This is a genomic window from Pseudoclavibacter sp. AY1H1 (assembly GCF_002931055.1).
Taxonomy (GTDB): Bacteria; Actinomycetota; Actinomycetes; order Actinomycetales; family Microbacteriaceae; genus Pseudoclavibacter.
On record NZ_PSXX01000006.1, the window covers coordinates 91,645 to 108,956 of the forward strand.

The window sequence follows — 17,312 nt, forward strand, 5'->3', positions numbered from 1 at the left end:
GCCTACTCCTCGGTCTTCGCCGCGTCGGCGGTCTGGGTGTCAGCCGCGTCGGCTTGGGTGCTGTCCTCGGCGGAAGTCTGAGCGTCCGAAGGCTCGGCTCCGGGTCCGGCCACTGCTGCGAGCCGACGACGGATGGTGCGCACGAGACCCGCGATGAAGAGCACGGCCAGGCCGGCGCTCGCGACCAGGATCGCGATGCTCTCCCATTCGGCGCGCACATCCAGGCGAATCTGCTTCGTCGAGGAGAGCTGCTCGCCATCCGGGGTCATGACGTTCACGGTGACGTACGTCGGTCCGTTGGCGATCGCCTTGATGGGGATGCCGACCCGCGACATCGAGTTCGGCTCGATCGTGAGGGCGACGGCGTCGCCAGTCTCGACGGCGCCCGTCGTCGGCCTCAACTCGACGAGCACGGTGACTTTGCGGTTCTGGATCGCGTTGGACACGAAGAGCGGCAGCTCGGTGTCGCGGCCGACGATGAGCGCCTCGCTCGTGTCGCCGAGCTGGACATACGACTCCGTGAGCGTGACGTGGTTGCGGAGCCCGCTGACGGCAGTCTGCGCCTCTGCCGGTGTGGTCGCCCACCCGGTTGCGAGGGCGCCGATGCCGGCGACTCGGACCGGCTCGCTGTAGTCCTGCGGGTCCTCGAAGATCGTCGAGATGACCTGCGCACGCTCGATGGTCTGCATGACGTTCGTCATGCGGTTGAACGCGGACTCGCCGACGCTTCCGTCGATGAGGGAGGCCTCCCGCCGCCCGGTGTCGGCGTCGCTCGGGAACGTCAGCGGTGTCGCTGAAGCCCAGCTCAGCCCATCCACGAACTGCAGGGTCTGTGCGAGGCGATCGCCGTCGAACTCGTCGCGCGTCACCGTGCCGACCAGCGTGCGCGGCTCGTAGGGGAGTTCGCGCGTCACGACGGCCAGGAGCGTCGCGATGCGCGTCGCCGCCTCGTTCCATTCCTCGTCCGTGGTGGCGTGCACGGCGTCGTCGATCGCGTCGTCGAGGGTCTTCTCGGCGATGACCGCGCTCCAGCCTGCGACCGTGGCCTGCGCGCTCTCGGTGAAGTCCGCGTCCGCGCTGACCCCCGTGTTGGAGTCGTCCAGGATGAGGGACTCGCCGCCCCAGTCGCGGAACCTGTCGAGGTCTGCCGACTGGACGGTGCCAGCTTGCGGCCAGACGACGCCGCTCATCGTGTATGGGAAGCTGACGAGGCTCTCGGTCGTGGGCAGCGGCGGTGCGACCGGCTCAGGATCCTCTGTGGCGGTTGGCGCGGGGGACTCGGTCGTGGTCGCCTCGGGGGACGAGGACGATTCCGCGCTGCCCTCTGCGTCGGTGCCCGCCGCCTCGTCCTCGGAGGGGGTGAGCGTCCCGGTGTCGGCGCTCTCGGTCGGCGTCGGCGTCGGCGTCTGGGTTTCCGCGGGATCGGCGAAGTTCGCGGGATCGATGTCGAAGTCGAAGTTCGTGACCTCCAGCGGCTGCTGGGCCCCCCACTGCGACTGGAGGGTGAGGCTCGCGTCTGCGAAGGGAAGCTCGAACGTCTGATTGTCGATCGCCGTCAGCCGGTCCAGCCATGTGAGCGCCGATTGCGGCGCTGCAGAACCGAGCACGCGGATCGAGGCCAGGAGGCGGGGGTCGATTGCGACCGTCGAGTTCGGGCTGGCCTCGACCGCGGTGAGGATCTTCTCGAGGCGCCCGCCCGGGGCCGTCTCCTCGGCAAGCCGCGCACTGCTGAGCAGCGCCTCATCGGCATCGACGAACAGGCCGGAGGTGATGGGAACGACGGTCGAGACGAGCGTCGGCTCAGCGGCAGCGACGCCGTTGAGCACGATCGTGGAACGCGCCTGTGCGAGCTTCGAGTCACCGCTCGTGAGGGTCGCGGCCATGGCTCGGGGACCGAAGTCGTCGGTGGCGGCGAACGGCAGCCCCTCCGCAGATACCGACACGTTCACGAGCTCGGTCTCCCCGGGCGGGACGCTCTCCGTTGCGAGGTCCGCGACTACGTCGAGCCGGTCAACCGCGGACTCGTTGCTCGAGGAGCTCCACGCATTCAACGCGAACCTCGTGTCGATCGTCGACGAACCGACCGCGAGCTCGAGCTGGCCGGGCGCGATCTCGGCATCCGTCTTGTTCACGACGACGAGCTCCACGACGAGCGGTCCGCCTGGCTGCACGAGACCGCCGTCGGCCGGCGCGGCGAAGATCGAGACCTGCCCGTCCGGCGCGTCGGCGATGGCTCGCGGCGCGGCTGTCGAGGCGCTGACCGTGGCCGGGCTCGTCTGGTTCGTGGGTGCAGCTGACGCGCCACCGGTGACCCCGAGCGCCAGCACCGACGCCAGGAGCGTCGCAGGGACAACCCGGCGTGCACAGGCACGCAGGAACCGTGGCACAGCGGCGCGCGGTGCGTGGTCCATGACCTCCATAGTAAGGACGGACGGCGAGGTGGCGAGCTGAACGCGCCCTCAGAGGCGAGCCGACCGTCCGCCTCGCCTCGTAGAATGAGCGGATGCAAAACGTGCAGTCCGCCATGGAACGCCTTCGCGGACTCGCGACCGCGTCTCCCGTCGCCGAGCTCGCCTCCGCCTTCGAGGCCGCGGGCTTCGAGCTCGCCCTGGTCGGCGGTCCGGTGCGAGATGCCTTCCTCGGGAGGGACGTCACCGACCTCGACTTCACGACGAACGCTCGGCCAGATGAGATCCTCCGCATCGTCGCCCCGATCGCGGATGCGCACTGGGACATCGGTCGCGAGTTCGGCACGATCGGGGCACGGTTCTCCGGTGAGACCGTCGAGATCACGACCTACCGCGCCGACAGCTACGACGGGACCTCCCGGAAGCCCGTCGTGGCGTTCGGCGACACCATCGACGGCGACCTGCATCGGCGCGACTTCACCGTCAACGCGCTTGCCCTGCAGCTCCCGGCGCTCACGCTCGTCGACCCCTCCGACGGCACGAAAGACCTCATCGAGACGACCCTGCGCACGCCCATCGAGGCCGCAGTATCGTTCGGCGACGACCCGCTGCGGATGCTGCGGGCGGTGCGGTTCACCTCGCAGCTCGGCTTCCAGCTCGACCGCGACTCCTTCGACGCGATCGTCGAGCTGCGGCGGCGCATCCTCGACATCTCCGCGGAACGAGTGCGCGACGAGCTCGTGAAGCTGCTCAAGACGGACACGCCTCGGCCAGGCCTCGAGCTGTTCGTCGAGACGGGGCTCGCCGAGCTCGTGCTGCCGGAGCTGCCCGCGCTGCAGCTCGAACGCGACGACGCGCACCGGCACAAGGACGTCTACGAGCACTCCATCACGGTGCTCGAACAGGCCATCAGCCTCGAGCGCGAGCGCAACCCCGGAGCGGACTCGGACCTCGTCCTGCGCCTCGCCGCGCTGCTGCACGACATCGGCAAGCCCAAGACGAGACGCTTCGGCGAGGGGCGGAAGGTCACCTTCTACAACCACGACGTCGTCGGCGCGAAGCTCGCGCGCAAGCGCCTCACGTCACTGCGGTTCGATAACGACACCATCAAGTCGGTGGCGCGCCTCGTCGAACTCCACATGCGGGTCTTCAACTACGAGGGCGCGGGCTGGACCGACTCGGCGGTGCGACGATTCGCGCGAGACGCCGGACCAGAGCTGCAGCGGCTCCTCATCCTCATCCGCGCCGACATCACGACACGCAACCAGCGGAAGTCCGATCGGCTCCTCTTCGCGATCGACGACCTCGAGCGGCGCATCCTGGAACTGCAGGAGAAGGAGGAGCTCGACTCCGTGCGCCCCAGTCTCGATGGGGAGCAGATCATGGCGATCCTCGACATCGCCCCCGGCCCGCTCGTCGGCAAGGCATACAAGCACCTGCTCGAGGTGCGCCTCGACGAGGGCCCGCTCGAGCACGACGACGCGAAGCAGCGACTGCTCGACTGGTGGGAGCAGAACCGGCCGTAGCGGCACCGCTCCGAAGCGGCACCAGTCCGAGGCGGCACCGGTCCGTCGTGGCGCCGTTGAGGCGCGTGATGACTTTCGGTGACGGTGATGGGTTCTTTCCCATCACCGGTCGTGAAAACCCATCACGGACGGTGCACGTTTGGATGCACGGGCAGGGGATTCAGCGCGGCTGGTCTGCCAAGCGAACTCTGGTCTGTCGAAGCAACGCAGAACGGCCCCCTCCGAAGAGGGGGCCGTTCGTGTCGATGCGACTGGAGCTACTCGGCGAGCGCGTACTGCGAGAGGTTCGAGTCGTAGCAGGAGACGTAGCTTGAGCTACTCGCCTCCACGATCACGGTTCCATTGACCGTCAGGGTGCAGGAGAGCTCTGACTGGTCGTTGTAGTCGCTGTGGCTCGCGGAAACAGATGCGAGGGTGCTGTCGTATCCGTACGAAGCCTCGTACTTCATCGTGGTGGTCTCCGACCACGGCACTGCTGTCGCAAGCGCCTCCGTGTCGACCTGGACACGGTCCGAGCCAGCCAGGCCGTTCTCGTAGCTGTACGTGATGTCGACCGGGGAGGTGCCCGTGCTGGTGATGGTCAGTTCGATCTCCAGCTCGCCGGATGACTCGTCAGAGAGCTCATCGATCTGTGTCGTGGCCTCGTCGGAGATGTCCTGCGCAACCCCGGCGCTCGTGGCCAGGGTGATCGCCCAGCCGCCGAGCAGCGCGATGCCGCCAAGCGCTACGCCGATGATTGCGAAGAGCTTCTTCGCGTTGAAGCGCTTGACGACGAGGCCGGCGATGCCCAGGCCGATCGCGGCGAGCGCGAACACGATCGCCAAGAAGTACCCGGCGAAGGGAATGAGGCAGATCAAGAGAGCCAAGGCACCCGCGATCGTTGCGATCAGGCCGAGAACGTTGAAGCCGCCCTTGCCCTGCGGGGCGTAGTTGCCATACTGCTGCTGCTGGCCTCCGCCAGCACCGCCGGCTGCTCCGTAGGCAGGAGCCGCTCCGTAGGCGCCGGGAGCTGCGTTCGGGTCCTGGGACTGGGCGCCGTAGGCGTTGCCCTGTCCGGACGTGCCGTACGCGTCGGGTGCCGGAGCCGAGCCGTACGCGTTGTTCTGCGCTGATGCCCCGTACGCGTCGGGTGCGGGTGCTGACCCGTAGGACCCGGGTGCGCTGTCGTTCCCGTAGCCGTTTCCGGCCGAGTAGTCGGGAGTGCTGCCGTAGCTCGGAGCCGAGTAGTCGCTTCCGGATGCGGAGGGTGCCGTGTACGAGGTGTCCCCCGTGTACGAGCCAGCGCTCGGCGACGAGTACGAGTTGTCGCTCGACGCCCCGTAGCTGGAGTTGTCGCTCGACGAACCGTAGTTGGGGGTCGAGTAGCCCGAGTTCGACGATGCGCTCGGCACGCTCGAACCGGTCGAACCGGAGTAGGACGACTGCCCGCCCTGGTAGCCGGATGCGGAGCCCGGGGCCTCGTAGGAGCCGCCAGGCGCCGTGTAGTTGCCCGGGGCCTGGTAGTTGTCGCCGCTCGAGCCGTAGCTGCTGCCGACGCCGTAGCCGTTGCTCGAGCCCTGCTCGGCTGCGCCGGGCTGGTCGCCGAACGCCGCCTGAGGAGCCTGCGACGCCGCAGCGTCGCCTTCCTGCGGTGCTGAGTTCTGTGGCACTGGGGCGTTCGGGTCGCGTTCGCCCGCGCCGCCTGTTGGATCGCTCATGATTCCCCTAGGTAGTGGTGCGTTTCAGCGGACCACGGGGGCCGCCGGTTGTGCTGGAAAGAGCATATTCGTTCGCGAGTCGGGGAGTTCTTCCAATTGACTGGCATTTAGGAGCCGGAAGCGACTATGCTTGCCAGGTTGTCTGAGCGATCAACTGCCCAGGCACGCGCAATAACCCTCCTGCTGCAGATCGTCTGCAGCCGTTCTAGACCGAAGGAGGTGGGTTTATCGTGCATCAGTATGAGTTGATGGTGATCCTCGATCCAGAGATCGACGAGCGCACCGTAGCTCCGAGCCTCGATAAGTTCCTCAACGTCATTCGCAATGACGGTGGAACCATCGAGAAGACCGACATCTGGGGCCGTCGTCGCCTCGCCTACGAGATCAACAAGAAGAGCGAAGGCATCTACGCCGTCGTTGACTTCACGTCGACCTCGGCAACGGCGAACGAGCTCGACCGCCAGCTGAACCTGTCCGAAGCTGTCATGCGCACCAAGGTGCTCCGCGCAGAAGAGGCCATCGCTCGCGTCGCCTCCGAGGCGAAGCGCGACGAGGCTCGCAAGGCTGCCAAGGCCGCTGCTATTGCAGCGAAGCCCGCGGCGACCACCGAGGCCTAGTCATGGCTGGCGACACGATCATCACCGTGGTGGGCAACCTCACGGCTGACCCCGAACTGCGGTACACGCAGAACGGGCTCGCAGTCGCGAACTTCACCATCGCATCCACCCCCCGCGTGTTCGACCGTCAGGCGAACGAGTGGAAGGACGGCGAGGCACTCTTCCTTCGGGCGAGCGTCTGGCGTGAGTTTGCGGAGCATGTCGCCTCGAGCCTCTCAAAGGGCTCGCGAGTCATCGCGCAGGGTCGCCTCAAGCAGCGCTCCTACGAGACGAAGGAAGGCGAGAAGCGCACTTCCATCGAGCTCGAGATCGAGGAGATCGGTCCTAGCCTCCGCTACGCCACTGCGCAGCTCACCCGCACGTCCTCCGGCGGCGCCGGCGGACAGCAGGGTGGCGGCCAGGGTGGCTTCGGCGGTGGCCAGCAGCGTTCCTTCGGTGGCAACGGCGGCGGCAACAGCAACGGCAACGCGTCAGGTGGACGTCAGTCCGCCCCGGCGGACGAGCCATGGGGCCAGCCTGCTGGCCAGCCCCGCGACAACGGCGCATCCGGCTGGGCGACGCCCGGCGCATCGAACGATTTTGACGAGCCCCCCTTCTAAAGGGCGCTCGCAAACACACTCAACGAAAGAAGATCCCAATGGCTGGAAAGTCAAGCGGCGACCGCCGCAAGGGTGTACGCGGGAAGGGCGGCAAGCCCGCTGCTCCCGCGAAGCAGATCCGGGTCGGAGTCATCGACTACAAGGATGTCAACACCCTCCGCAAGTTCATCTCGGAGCGCGGAAAGATTCGCGCTCGTCGCATCACCGGCGTCTCCGTCCAGGAGCAGCGCCTCATCGCACGTGCAGTCAAGAACGCACGTGAAATGGCGCTCCTGCCCTACGCCGGCTCTGGCCGCTAAGGAGTAGTCGACATGGCAAAGGTAATTCTTACGCACGAGGTCTCCGGCCTCGGTGCAGCCGGTGACGTCATCGAGGTCAAGAGCGGGTACGCCCGCAACTACCTCGTCCCCAAGGGCTACGCAGTCAGCTGGTCCCGTGGCAGCGAGAAGCAGGTCGAGCAGATTCGTTCCGCTCGTGCCGCACGCGAACTCGCAACCCTCGAAGAGGCGAAGGCGCTCAAGGACAAGATCGAGTCCGCCATCGTCAAGCTTCACGTGAAGTCGGGCGCCGAAGGCCGCCTCTTCGGTTCCGTTCGCGGTGCCGACGTCGCGACCGCCGTCGAAGAAGCTGGCCTCGGCCAGATCGACAAGCGCAAGGTCGAGTTCCCGAACCCGATCAAGTACACGGGCAACCACGAGGCGACTGTTCGCCTCCGTGACGACCTCGTTGCGACCGTCAAGCTCCAGGTCATCGCCCAGCGATAGCCAGTAGCCGCCTCGGCGCTCGAGCAGCACCTCGGTAGCTGATCGACAGAGCACGGCCCCGGACATCTCGATGTCCGGGGCCGTTCCTGTCCCGCGTCGGGCCCCAAGGTCGCACCCCACGGCCTGCTCGCACCAGTCTGGGGTGGATGCGCGAGCGGACGCTATAAGGTCAGCGGAGTCCAGCATCCAGCTCGTTCCCTTTCCTGATTGACACACGAACATGTCGAACCAAACGCACCGACCGGCAGCAGAGCACGAGCCGCGCCGGTTTCCGGTGACGGTGAGCCCGACGGTCCTCGGTTTCATCGGGTCGCTGTTCATCCTCGTCGGATCGTTCGGCGCTGGCTGGATCGGCGACGGCCTCGGTATCCGCGAGTGGTTCCCCATTGCCTTCTTCCGCAGCTCGCCAGACCTGACTCGTCTCTGCACGATGCTGCTCATCGTCGGCGGCTTCCTGCTCCTCATCGCCTGGATCCGCTTCCGGCCGAGCATTCGCGACGACGACGCCTCGCTGCGACGCGTGATCAGGACGGCGGTCATCTGGGCCCTGCCGCTGCTGATCTGCATCCCCGTCTTCAGTCGGGACATGTTCTCGTACGTCGCGGTCGGACGCCTCATGGCGGCGGGGATCGACCCGTACCAGCATGGCGTCAACGAGATCGCCGGCTGGTACTCGCTCGGCGTCGATCCCTTCTGGTCCAGCACGGAGTCGCCCTACGGTCCGCTGTTCCTCGGCGTCGCGGCCGTCTTCTCCTGGCTCGGGGCAGAGATCCCCGAGTACGCCCTGTTCCTGAATCGCGTCGCCGCAACCGCGGGCGCCGTGCTCATGGTGGTGGCCTTCCTGAAGATCGCCGCACTTCGCGGGCGCAACCGCGCTTTCGTCGCCTGGATGATCGCAGCGAACCCCCTCACGCTCCTCCTGTTCATCGCCTCAGGGCACAACGACGGCCTCATGCTCGCCGGTATGGGGTTCGGCCTGCTCGCGGCGCTCAAGGGGCATCGTGTCCTCGGAGTGGTCTGGATCGCGCTCGCTGTGGCGATCAAGCCGATCGCGCTCATCGCCCTCCCCATCGTGGCGCTCATCGGCAGGCCCAGTTCACTCCCCGTGTGGGACAGGGTGAAGAGCTGGACACTGCACGGCGCCATCGCCATCGGACTTGTTGGTGCCATCGGCCTCGTGCTGGGGTTGGGATTCGGCTGGGTGACGGCCCTCACCGTGCCGGGGGCGATCCAGCACTGGTACTCCCCGTTGACGCTCATGGTCGGCACCGTGCGCGGCCTCGCGGAGCTCGTGACCCTCGACCCGTTCGTCTTCGAGGTCATCCTCAAGATCATCGCCTTCTCGATCGCCGGTCTCGTCGCCGCGTGGGTCGTCCTCACGAAGCGGCCCATCGACCCGCTGCTGCGCCTCGTGCTGTGCACGGCGGTCATCGTCGCCGCATCCACTGCCATCCACCCCTGGTACGTCATGTGGATACTTCCGTTCGCGGCCGTCGCGGGTCCGTGGAGGAAGGGGCAGGAGCACCTCGCGATGCTGGTGACCATCTTCTTCACGACCGTGACGCTCGCTGAGCCCACCGACTCGTTCTTCGAGGGGCCGTACACGCGCCTCGCGGTGGCCAGCATCACGGTGCTGTTCGCGCTGTCGGTGCTCGTCTGGTGGTGGCGGTCGAGCAACGTGTCGGGGCGGGCGGTGGTCATCGCCGTTCCATACGGGCAGGTGCTCGTCGATCGCTGGAGCGCGAGACGGCAGCGCAAGCTGAGGGAGCGCGCTCACACGCAGCGCTGAGCGCACGCTCGCGAGGTTGTGGAAAACGCCCGGATATCCCCGGTTTGCGTGGGGAAGCGGGCGGATGTTATGCACAGTCCCGCTTGCAGGTTTCAACCTTCAATGGATGCTTCACACCTGTTGTGCACACCAGATGTGCGCAATAAAAAGCCTGGTCAAGGCCGCTTTATCGCCTCATGCTCGGCAAGTATCCCCGATGTTATCCACAGAGTTTCCACACATCGTCCGGCGCGTCTCCACAGTTACCCACAGAGTTATCCACAGGCACGCCGGTGATGGTTCGCCCGGCTGGGGAGCTGGGGACTACTGTGGTCAAATCTCTCACCGGCATTCGAGCGAAGTCAGGAGCATCCGTGTCGATCGCGCATCTCGGTTCCTCATCTCAGGGTGAGCGGGAGACGCACGACGGGGTTCGCACGCCTCCCCACGACCTGCTCGCCGAGCAGTCCGCCATCGGCGGCATGCTCCTCTCGAAGGACGCGGTCGCCGACGTCGTCGAGGCCGTGCGCGGCATCGACTTCTACGTGCCGAAGCACGAGATCATCTTCGACTCCATCCACGCGCTCTACGCCGCCGGTGAGCCCACGGATGTCATCACCGTCACCGACCACCTCACGAAGTCGGGTGAGCTCTCGCGCGCCGGCGGTGCCGAGTACCTGCACACGCTGGCCGGCATCGTGCCGACAGCAGCGAACGCCGGCTACTACGCGGCGATCGTCTCGGAGCGCGCCGTCCTGCGGCGCCTGGTCGAGGCCGGCACCCGCATCGTGCAGATGGGCTACCTCGCGGAAGGTGAGGTCGTCGACCTCGTCAACCAGGCCCAGGCCGAGATCTACGGCGTCACCGGTGCTGTCGAGAAGGAGGACTACGTCGTCCTCGCCGAGGCCATCCTCGAGGCCCAGAACGACATCGACGCCGCGCAGAACAAATCCGGCGGCATGACCGGAGTGCCGACTGGGTTCAGCGACCTCGACCGCATCACGAACGGCTTCCACGGCGGCCAGCTCATCATCGTCGCCGCCCGCCCCGGTCTCGGAAAGTCGACGGTGGCGCTCGACTTCGCACGGTCCGCGTCCATCACGCACGGCAAGGCCTCGATCTTCTTCAGCCTCGAGATGGGCAAGAGCGAGATCGCCATGCGCCTGATCTCGGCAGAGGCGAGCGTTCGGCTCCAGCACATGCGCGCCGGCGGCCTCACGCAGGAAGATCTCACGCAGATCGCCCGCACGCAGGGCGATATCTCCGACGCCCCGCTCTACATCGACGACAGCCCGAATATGACGCTCGTCGAGATCCGCGCGAAGTGCCGCAGGCTCAAGCAGAAGGTCGGGCTGTCGCTCGTCGTCATCGACTACCTGCAGCTCATGACAAGCGGCAAGCGCGTCGAGAGCCGCCAGCAGGAGGTGTCGGAGTTCTCGCGCGCGCTGAAGCTGCTCGCGAAGGAGCTCGACGTTCCCGTCATCGCGCTGTCACAGCTGAACCGTGGTCCCGAGCAGCGCGCCGACAAGCGCCCGGCGGCGAGCGACCTCCGCGAGTCCGGATCGCTCGAGCAGGACGCCGACATGATCATCCTGCTCCACCGCGAAGGCGCGTACGACCGGGAGAGCCCGCGCGGCGGTGAAGCCGACTTCATCCTCGCCAAGCACCGCAACGGTCCGACCGACACGATCACCGTCACCTTCCAGGGGCACTTCTCTCGCTTCATGGACATGGCGCCCGGCTACGCGACGGGGCAGTAGGCGAACGCGGCCGCGCCTCATCGACGACCTCGTCACCAACGCGCCGCCGGAGAATCGCGAGGTGGAGGCGGTCGAGGGACGCGAGCGGCATGAGAAGCGGATGGAGCGCGAAGCTCGTATCCGCACCACGAGCTCGTCGGTCTCATCCCTCCGGCTATCGAGTTCAGCCCCGCGGCCGAAGCGCCGAGGCTCCTGTGCTTCGTACCTTGAATGCAGCACCCACTCGCGGTGACAGGGACATAGGGAGAGATCATGAACGCTGACGCGACGCAGCCGGCCAGCATGAAGCAGCGCCGATCGATACGCATCCTCACGATCGCGATGAGCGTTCTACTGCTCGCGGTGCTCGTCATGCTGGTTGCCGGGGTCATGGCCAGCTCTGCGCCCATGATCATCGCCGGCAGCAGCGGATGCGCCGCGATCGCCACGGCCTGGACAACCGGCGTCCTCGCGATCCGCCAGCAGGCCAGCAAGGAGGCCGAACGCGATCGCCGAGGCGGCGAGGCATCTGCCAGACTGAGCGCACCGACCCCAACTGGAGGAACCCAATGGTGAGTTCTGAAGAGATCGTCCTGGGCGACCTGCCCGCAGGTATCGTCCGAGCCGACGAGGCCGTGGCCGGCCGTGTCTGGAATGTGCTCGGCCACACCTACATCACGAAGGCAGAGAGCGCCTCGACCTACTCATGGCTCTCGCTCGACCCGGCCGGAACCGGGGTGCCGCCGCACGTGCACCCCACCCAGGACGAGTTCATCTACGTGTTCGACGGGGTCTACACCCTCTACCTCGACGGCCAGTGGACCTCGGCCGGCCCGGGCGACCTCGTGCAGATGCCGAAGGGCATCCCGCACGCTTACTACAACAAGCAGGACGAGGCAGCGAAGTCGCTCTTCTGGGTGAGCCCAGGCGGCCAGCTGGCGAACCTCTTCAGCCTGCTGCACAACGTGACCGACCCGGCCGAGGTCGTGCGTCTCTCAGCCCTGAACGGCGTCGACTTCCTGCCAGAGGGTGCCGTGGAAGGCGCGTGAGGCGGCGCACGTGACGGATGCGAGCGTCCGGGGCATGCCGGGCGACCCTGAGGCGAGGCGTGAGACATACGGGTCGGACGCAGATCAGCATCTGACGTTCTGGGCGGCTTCCGGGTCCGTGCGCGGGCTCGCCGTGCTCATCCACGGTGGGTATTGGCGATCGCAGTTCACCGACGAGCTCATGCTCCCGCTGGTGCCGGAATTCACCCGACGCGGCTGGTCCGTGGCGAATCTCGAGTACCGGCGGGGCGACGATGGATGGTCGGCGACCCGCGGGGACCTCTCGCGTGGCCTCTCGGCGGCGCGCAGCGAGGCGTCCCGGTTGACGCCGGATGCGCGGCTCGTGATCGTCGGGCACTCGGTTGGCGGTCAGCTCGCACTGCTCGGCGGAGAACCAGGCGACGCGGTCGTGGCGCTCGCGCCCGTCACTGACCTCGCGCGCGGCTACGAAGAGGGCAACGGCGACGGAGCCGTCTCGGAGTTCTTCCGCGTGGCGCCCTCCCAAGCCCCGGAGGTCTACGCGTCGGCGTCACCGATCGAGCATTTGCCTCTGCAGGCACGGGCGCTGCTTGTGCACGGAGTCGATGACGAGCGTGTGCCGGTCGAGCACACCCGCGCCTACGTTGCCGCCGCCAGGCAGGCTGGCGCCGACGTCGAGCTCATCGAGCCCGCGACCCTCGAGCATCGCGCCGCGATCGCGCCGGATGCGCCGCACTGGCCAGACGTGAATGCCTGGCTCGACGCGTTCGCATTCGCGCGCCACACCTGAGGCAGTCGACTTGACGCCAAGGAGGGATTGACAGGACCTGCCTGACGACCCCGCGCGTCTCCGCTGGGACGTATGCTTCCATCCGGCGAGAAGTCTGAGCACAGACCCCGCCGTCGTGGAGGGGAAGCCATTGGGCCAGCAGAAACAGGATTGGGTCCGTCTCGTCGCGGACCGTCTGCGCACCGAGTCGGGAAGCGCCCTCCTGCTCGTCGGCGTCGCGGTGTTCGCGCTGCTCTGGGCGAACTCGCCCTGGTCTGAGTCGTACGTGCAGCTGTGGGAGACCCACGCCGCCATCGGCATCGGCGATTTCCGCATCGACATGAGCCTGCACCACTGGGTGAACGACGGCTTCATGGTCATCTTCTTCTTCCTCATCGGTCTGGAGGTGCGACAAGAGCTCGCGGTCGGCTCGCTGCGTGACCGGCGCCAGGCTCTTGTGCCTATCGTCGCGGGCCTTGCCGGAGTCGCTCTCCCAGCGCTCATCTACCTCGCCATCGCCGGGCGGGACGCCCCGGAAGCGTGGGGAGCCGTCATCGGCACGGACACGGCGTTCCTCCTGGGCGCGCTTGCGCTGGTCGGTCCGAAGATGTCGAGCCAGCTGCGCGTCTTCCTGCTGACCCTCACCGTCGTCGACGACTTCCTCGCCGTCGCCATCATCGGCATCGTCTACACGGAGTCCGTGCAGTGGATGCCCCTCGGCATCGCCGTCGTCTGCCTCGTCTTCCTGTTCCTCCTGGCCCGCGCGAACGAGTGGCGCAGCAGTCCCTACATCGTCGTCATCGTCGTGCTGTGGGCCGCGACGCTGCTCTCCGGTGTGCATCCGTCACTCGCCGGAATGGCCGCTGGGCTGCTCATCCCGGCCTCTGACCCAGACCGGGAGGACGTGGTGCGGGCGAAGCGGCTCTTCCGCGACTTCTGGCAGTCACCTCGCGCCGATGCTGCCCGCAACGTGCGGCTCGGCCTCGCCAAGTCGATCTCCGTCAACGAACGGCTCCACGAGGTGCTGCTCAGCCCCGTCGCGCTCTTCATCGTGCCGGTCTTCGCGCTCGCGAACGCGGGGGTCGACCTGCGGGGCGGGATGCTCGGCGATGCGCTCACCTCCCCGGTCACGTGGGGTGTCGTCGCAGGTCTTGTCCTCGGCAAGTTCGGCGGCATCGCCCTCGGCAGCTGGATCGCCGTGCGTGCTGGCCTCGGCACACTCCCGCAGGGCGTCGGCATGGGCAGCGTCTTCGGCGGCGCCGCGCTCAGCGGCATCGGCTTCACGATGTCGCTGCTCATCATCTCGCTGGCGCTCGAGGGCGAAGTCGCCGGGCAGGCCATCGTGGGCGTGTTCATCGCCATGGTGCTCTCCTGGGTCCTCGGCTGGCTCACCTTCACGTTCGCGCGCGTCAAGATGAACGAGACGACGGCCGACCTGCCGACGAAGCTGTCGCGCCCCGTCGACCCCGAGCGCGACCACCTCCTCGGCGACCCGGACGCGCCGGTCACGATCGTCGAGTACCTCGACTTCGAATGCCCGTTCTGCGCGCGAGCGACCGGCATGTGGCAGGACCTCGGCGAGTACTTCACCGACGGAGGGGCGCGCTACGTGGTGCGCCACCTGCCGCTCGAGGACTACCACCCGCACGCCTTCCAGGCCGCGATCGCCGCCGAGGCCGCCGCGAACCAGGGGAAGTTCTGGGAGATGCACAACCTGCTCTTCGCGAACCAGGAGCGTCTCGACGTGCAGTTCCTGCGCGGCTACGCGGAGGAGATCGGGCTCGACCTCGACCGGTTCGACCTCGACATGCTCGACGACGAGCTGCCGAGGCGCATCCGCGACGACATGCAGAGCGCCATCGATAGCGGTGCGCGCGGCACTCCCACGTTCTTCCTCGGCGAGACGCGCCACAGCGGTGCGCATGACGCGCGCACGCTCATCGCGACGATCGAGGCGCAGCGCAAGGAAGCTGCCATCCGCCGTCGTTCCTAGCGCGAAGCTCGAGGCAGATGGGCCTTGGCATCCCCGGCACGAGGCGCCGGGTCGTACGATCTCCTCATGGCTGACACGAAGAGCGCTCTCGTCGAGGAGAGTGCGGCACCGGACACCGACGCTGTGCGATTCGAGGCACGCGTCATCGCCGCCCCGGTCGTCGGCGATTCGGGCGAGCGGTTCATCGTCCGGTTCCCGGACGACGCGAGCAGGATGCTGCCGTCCCGCGGCCAGGTTGCCGTGACCGGTTCGATCCGGCCGGATGGCGCGGAGACGGCTAGACTCTTCGACTCCGTCATCGAACCCGACGGGCTCCGGGGTCACTGGCTGGACGTCGCGGCCGCGCTCGGTGCGGGTATCAGGGCCGGCGATGTCGTGGCCGTCGAGCTGCGACCTCGAGGCGACTGGCCAGAGCCGGTCGTTCCCGAGGACTTCGCCGCCGCGCTCGCGGAGGCACCCGAATCCGTCGCCACCTGGAACGACATCACGCCGATGGCGAGGTGGGAGTGGGTGCGATGGATCAACGCGACCCGCAACCCGCAGACGCGTCTGCGCCGCGTCGAGGTCGGCCTCTCGAAGCTCGAGGCGGGCAAGCGCCGCCCGTGCTGCTTCGACCTCTCCTCGTGCACCGACCCTGAGCTGTCGAAGAGCGGCAAGCTCGCGGTCTAGCCCCGACGCCGACCGAAGACCGCCCCTGCGGCGAGCAGCAGCGGCACGACCGAGACGCTCATGAGCACGATCCCGAGCGGGGCGAGCTGCGGCAGCAGGAGCACACCCGCGATGAGCAGCGCGGCGAACACGATCGCCGAGACGACCCCGCGCAGCATCCGCTCGAGTGAGCGCATATGCCGGTCGACGCTGGGCGTCTGCACCTTGAGCTGGCCGGCCTCGAGGCGAGTGGTGAGCGCATCGAGTCGACCGGGGAGGGTGACTGCGGTCGCCAGCGCGGAGATCGCCTGCTTGGCGACGGCCTGCACCGTGTTGCCGCCCTCGTCGCGGGTGAGGGTGCGGGCGAACGGGTCGACCGCCTCCCACATGTTGAAGTCCTTGTCGAGCGCCGAGGTCACGCCGGAGACCAGCGAGATCGCTCGGATGATGAGCAGGAAGTTCTCGGGCAGCTGGAACGGCATCTCGCGGATGGTGTCGCGGAAGCGGTCGGCGAAGTCGCCGAGCTCGGCGGGGTCGACGCGTTGCAGCTCGGCGACGCCCATCCCTCCGAAGCGCCCGAAGAGCTCGGTCATCGCCTGCTCGAGCTCGATGGTGTCACCGGCAGGGAGGAGCACGCCGACGCTGCGCATCGACCGCACGAGCCCCGGCCCGTCGCGAGAGACGATCGCGAAGATCAGCTGGCGGAGGCTCGCCCGGAGGGTGTCGGAGATGACGCCCATCATGCCGAAGTCGATGTAGGTCAGCTCCCACGTGACGGGCGCGGGCGTCTCGGGGCCGCCCTCGGCATCGACGTCCGTCGGGGCGGGCAGCCTCGGTGTGGTCAAGGGGGTGACGAAGATGTTGCCGGGATGCGGGTCGGCGTGGAAGAACCCGGCGACGAACAGCTGCTGGAACGTGGCCCTCGCCAGTTCGTTGGCGACCTCGACGGGGTCGATGCCCGCCGCGCGCAGGGCATCCACGTCGGTGATCTTGATCGCGGTGACGTCGGAGAGGGTGAGGATGCGCGACGCGGTGCGCTCCCACACGACCTGGGCGGCCCCCACACGGGGGTCGGTCTCGAAGTCGGCGGCGAATCGCTCGGCGCTCGTGCCCTCGTGGATGTAGTCGATCTCCTCGAGGCTCGTCGCGGCGAACTCCTCGACGAGGGCGGGGGCGTCAGCACGCTTGGAGACGAGCTCGACTCGCTTGAGGAGCTGGCCGACGCGGCGCAGTGCGCGAAGGTCGGTCTCCACGAGGTCCTCGATGCCCGGCCGCTGCACCTTCACGACGACGTTGGAGTATCCGGTCTCCTCGGCGAGCGCGGGGGTGAGTACAGCCCGGTGCGCCTGCCCGAAGGAGGCGGCGGCGATCGGACTCTCGTCGAATCTCGCGTAGGCCTGCCCGAGCGGCATGCCGAGCTCAGCCTCCGCCTGCGCGCGGATGGCCGGGAACGCGACCGCGGGCACCTCATCCTGGAGCCCCTCGAGCTCTGCGGTGATCTCCGGTGGCAGCACGTCGAGGCGCGACGACAGGAACTGGCCCACCTTGATCATGAGCCCGCCGAGCTCGACCGCGAGGGCGTGGAAGCGGCGGGCGAGGCGCTGCATGCGCGCCGTCCGTCCGCGTTCCGCGAGCTTCCCGAGGCGGATGCGCGGCAGGAAGATCTCGAACCACCAGATCTGCACCATCGCACGCTGCGCGAACCGCACGATCCTGCGGTACCTGGCACGGCCTTCCGCCGAGAGCTTCGTATCGC

The 17,312-nt window shown here is 67.6% G+C and carries 15 protein-coding genes; 12 read left to right on the forward strand and 3 right to left on the reverse strand.

Translation table 11 applies throughout. The features are described from left to right. Positions 1-2: 2 nt before the first annotated feature. On the reverse strand, positions 3-2,411 hold the full coding sequence (locus C5E05_RS11155; RefSeq protein WP_104341961.1) for a DUF6049 family protein: 2,409 nt from the start codon (positions 2,409-2,411) through the stop codon (positions 3-5). A gap of 92 nt (positions 2,412-2,503) precedes the next feature. Between C5E05_RS11155 and C5E05_RS11160 the strand changes: the two genes are divergently transcribed. Then, entirely contained in the window at positions 2,504-3,934 is a 1,431-nt protein-coding gene (locus C5E05_RS11160; protein WP_104307570.1) for a CCA tRNA nucleotidyltransferase, read from the forward strand. Between the two features lie 257 nt (positions 3,935-4,191). Here the strand turns inward: C5E05_RS11160 and C5E05_RS11165 are convergent, their stop codons facing one another. Next, positions 4,192-5,631 (reverse strand): DUF308 domain-containing protein, encoded by a 1,440-nt coding sequence (locus tag C5E05_RS11165; RefSeq protein ID WP_104341962.1) that lies wholly within the window; start codon positions 5,629-5,631, stop codon positions 4,192-4,194. 227 nt (positions 5,632-5,858) lie between these two features. Here C5E05_RS11165 and rpsF point away from each other — a divergent pair, with 227 nt between their 5' ends. From rpsF to C5E05_RS11225, 11 genes are all read left to right on the forward strand, one after another. Beyond that, positions 5,859-6,248 carry a 30S ribosomal protein S6 gene (rpsF, locus tag C5E05_RS11170; RefSeq protein WP_104244003.1) on the forward strand — a complete coding sequence of 130 codons (390 nt, stop codon included), beginning with the start codon at positions 5,859-5,861 and terminating at the stop codon, positions 6,246-6,248. Positions 6,249-6,250: 2 nt separating this feature from the next. Then, complete coding sequence (locus C5E05_RS11175) at positions 6,251-6,847, forward strand: single-stranded DNA-binding protein (RefSeq protein WP_104244001.1); 597 nt, start codon at positions 6,251-6,253, stop codon at positions 6,845-6,847. A 38-nt stretch (positions 6,848-6,885) separates the two neighbouring features. Next, positions 6,886-7,146: a 30S ribosomal protein S18 gene (gene rpsR / locus C5E05_RS11180; protein ID WP_068482210.1), complete on the forward strand. Its 261-nt coding sequence runs from the start codon at positions 6,886-6,888 to the stop codon at positions 7,144-7,146. Positions 7,147-7,158: 12 nt separating this feature from the next. Further along, positions 7,159-7,611 carry a 50S ribosomal protein L9 gene (gene rplI, locus C5E05_RS11185; RefSeq protein WP_104243999.1) on the forward strand — a complete coding sequence of 151 codons (453 nt, stop codon included), beginning with the start codon at positions 7,159-7,161 and terminating at the stop codon, positions 7,609-7,611. 220 nt (positions 7,612-7,831) lie between these two features. Then, complete coding sequence (gene mptB, locus C5E05_RS11190; RefSeq protein WP_146081095.1) at positions 7,832-9,400, forward strand: polyprenol phosphomannose-dependent alpha 1,6 mannosyltransferase MptB; 1,569 nt, start codon at positions 7,832-7,834, stop codon at positions 9,398-9,400. A 353-nt stretch (positions 9,401-9,753) separates the two neighbouring features. Then, positions 9,754-11,139 carry a replicative DNA helicase gene (gene dnaB / locus C5E05_RS11195; protein WP_104243995.1) on the forward strand — a complete coding sequence of 462 codons (1,386 nt, stop codon included), beginning with the start codon at positions 9,754-9,756 and terminating at the stop codon, positions 11,137-11,139. Between the two features lie 252 nt (positions 11,140-11,391). After that, positions 11,392-11,694 (forward strand): hypothetical protein, encoded by a 303-nt coding sequence (locus tag C5E05_RS11205; RefSeq protein ID WP_104341964.1) that lies wholly within the window; start codon positions 11,392-11,394, stop codon positions 11,692-11,694. Further along, complete coding sequence (locus tag C5E05_RS11210; RefSeq protein ID WP_104307568.1) at positions 11,688-12,167, forward strand: cupin domain-containing protein; 480 nt, start codon at positions 11,688-11,690, stop codon at positions 12,165-12,167. Before C5E05_RS11205 ends, C5E05_RS11210 begins: the two co-directional genes overlap by 7 nt. A 10-nt stretch (positions 12,168-12,177) precedes the next feature. Continuing rightward, entirely contained in the window at positions 12,178-12,936 is a 759-nt protein-coding gene (locus C5E05_RS11215) for a S9 family peptidase (RefSeq protein ID WP_146081096.1), read from the forward strand. Between the two features lie 130 nt (positions 12,937-13,066). Then, entirely contained in the window at positions 13,067-14,908 is a 1,842-nt protein-coding gene (gene nhaA, locus C5E05_RS11220) for a Na+/H+ antiporter NhaA (RefSeq protein WP_258064844.1), read from the forward strand. Positions 14,909-14,974: 66 nt separating this feature from the next. Then, positions 14,975-15,577, forward strand: coding sequence for a YdeI/OmpD-associated family protein (locus C5E05_RS11225; RefSeq protein WP_104341966.1), 603 nt, complete (start codon positions 14,975-14,977; stop codon positions 15,575-15,577). Here the strand turns inward: C5E05_RS11225 and C5E05_RS11230 are convergent. After that, a complete protein-coding gene (locus C5E05_RS11230) occupies positions 15,574-17,244 on the reverse strand; it encodes an AarF/ABC1/UbiB kinase family protein (protein WP_104342021.1) in 1,671 nt (556 codons plus the stop codon). The two genes, C5E05_RS11225 and C5E05_RS11230, sit on opposite strands and share 4 nt — an antisense overlap. Positions 17,245-17,312: the final 68 nt, after the last annotated feature.

Bases quoted from the DNA above. Each gene is read 5' to 3' on its own strand.
- mptB (WP_146081095.1), top strand. From the start codon at position 7,832: ATGTCGAACCAAACGCACCGACCGGCAGCAGAGCACGAGCCGCGCCGG.
- C5E05_RS11205 (WP_104341964.1), top strand. From the start codon at position 11,392: ATGAACGCTGACGCGACGCAGCCGGCCAGCATGAAGCAGCGCCGATCG.
- C5E05_RS11160 (WP_104307570.1), top strand. From the start codon at position 2,504: ATGCAAAACGTGCAGTCCGCCATGGAACGCCTTCGCGGACTCGCGACC.
- C5E05_RS11225 (WP_104341966.1), top strand. From the start codon at position 14,975: ATGGCTGACACGAAGAGCGCTCTCGTCGAGGAGAGTGCGGCACCGGAC.
- rpsR (WP_068482210.1), top strand. From the start codon at position 6,886: ATGGCTGGAAAGTCAAGCGGCGACCGCCGCAAGGGTGTACGCGGGAAG.
- C5E05_RS11165 (WP_104341962.1), bottom strand. From the start codon at position 5,631: ATGAGCGATCCAACAGGCGGCGCGGGCGAACGCGACCCGAACGCCCCA.
- rplI (WP_104243999.1), top strand. From the start codon at position 7,159: ATGGCAAAGGTAATTCTTACGCACGAGGTCTCCGGCCTCGGTGCAGCC.
- C5E05_RS11230 (WP_104342021.1), bottom strand. From the start codon at position 17,244: ATGGTGCAGATCTGGTGGTTCGAGATCTTCCTGCCGCGCATCCGCCTC.
- C5E05_RS11175 (WP_104244001.1), top strand. From the start codon at position 6,251: ATGGCTGGCGACACGATCATCACCGTGGTGGGCAACCTCACGGCTGAC.
- C5E05_RS11155 (WP_104341961.1), bottom strand. From the start codon at position 2,411: ATGGACCACGCACCGCGCGCCGCTGTGCCACGGTTCCTGCGTGCCTGT.
- C5E05_RS11210 (WP_104307568.1), top strand. From the start codon at position 11,688: ATGGTGAGTTCTGAAGAGATCGTCCTGGGCGACCTGCCCGCAGGTATC.